This is a genomic window from Winogradskyella psychrotolerans RS-3 (assembly GCF_000427335.1).
GTDB classification, from domain to species: Bacteria; Bacteroidota; Bacteroidia; order Flavobacteriales; family Flavobacteriaceae; genus Winogradskyella; species Winogradskyella psychrotolerans.
Map to the genome: position 1 here is coordinate 1 of NZ_ATMR01000005.1, position 780 is coordinate 780.

General features: G+C 40.5%; 1 protein-coding gene and 1 pseudogene. Both read right to left on the reverse strand.

Annotation, left to right across the window (positions count from 1 at the left end; all coding sequences use genetic code 11):
* Positions 1 to 183 (reverse strand): annotated as a pseudogene (locus tag ADIWIN_RS20695) (RND transporter); the annotation flags it as partial.
* A 26-nt stretch (positions 184 to 209) separates the two neighbouring features.
* Positions 210 to 780 (reverse strand): efflux RND transporter periplasmic adaptor subunit (locus ADIWIN_RS00375; protein ID WP_498370477.1); only part of this gene is annotated, 571 nt, incomplete at its 5' end.

Here is a 780-nt window from a genome sequence, read left to right on the forward strand (position 1 = left end):
ATCGTCTAACTGATCCGCAATGATGGTATTGCTTGAAGTCATAGAAGGACGCAATAAAGGGTCACTTTCATTTACTTCTATAATCACCTCAAACACCTTGGCATCTGAATTAGGTCTTTGTTGACCTACATTGGCCACTTTCTTAACCTCTCCTGTATATTTTTTGTCTGGAAAGGCGTCCATTCCCAATTCTACTTGCTGCCCCCTTTTTACCTTCTTATATCCACCTCATTTATATAGGTAATGCTTTGCATGGTAGTAAGGTCAGGTAGGGTGGCCACTACTGGGTTCCATGAGTTGATTTGAGAACCTTCTTTCACTTTTGACCCTCTATAATCCACATAGATAACCATTCCATCTTGCGGAGCTGTGACAACGAATTTATCAAGCACTTCCACCATTTGGCTTACTTCCAATTCATCCTCCCTAAGCTTGGCAGCAATCTCCATCATCCTGGCTTTTTCCTGAAGGGTTTTAATTCTATACCTTTCCTGGGCCTGATCCAACTCTCGTATTGCTTTCTCAACATTGTATTCATTTTGCTTTATGATAGCAGGCGGCTCAAATTGGGATTGTTCCAAAATCAATTCCTGCTCCTGGACAATGTATTTTTGATTGAGAATATTATCCCTTTCTACTCGAAGGTTTAAAGAGGTATCCAATTGGATTTGTTCATATTGTGCCCTGGTCTGCTCCAAGTCTAATTTCCGATCTTCAAGACGACCAAACAGTTCCGTTTTATCAATTGAGCAGATAAAATCTCCTTTTTGCACCACAGTA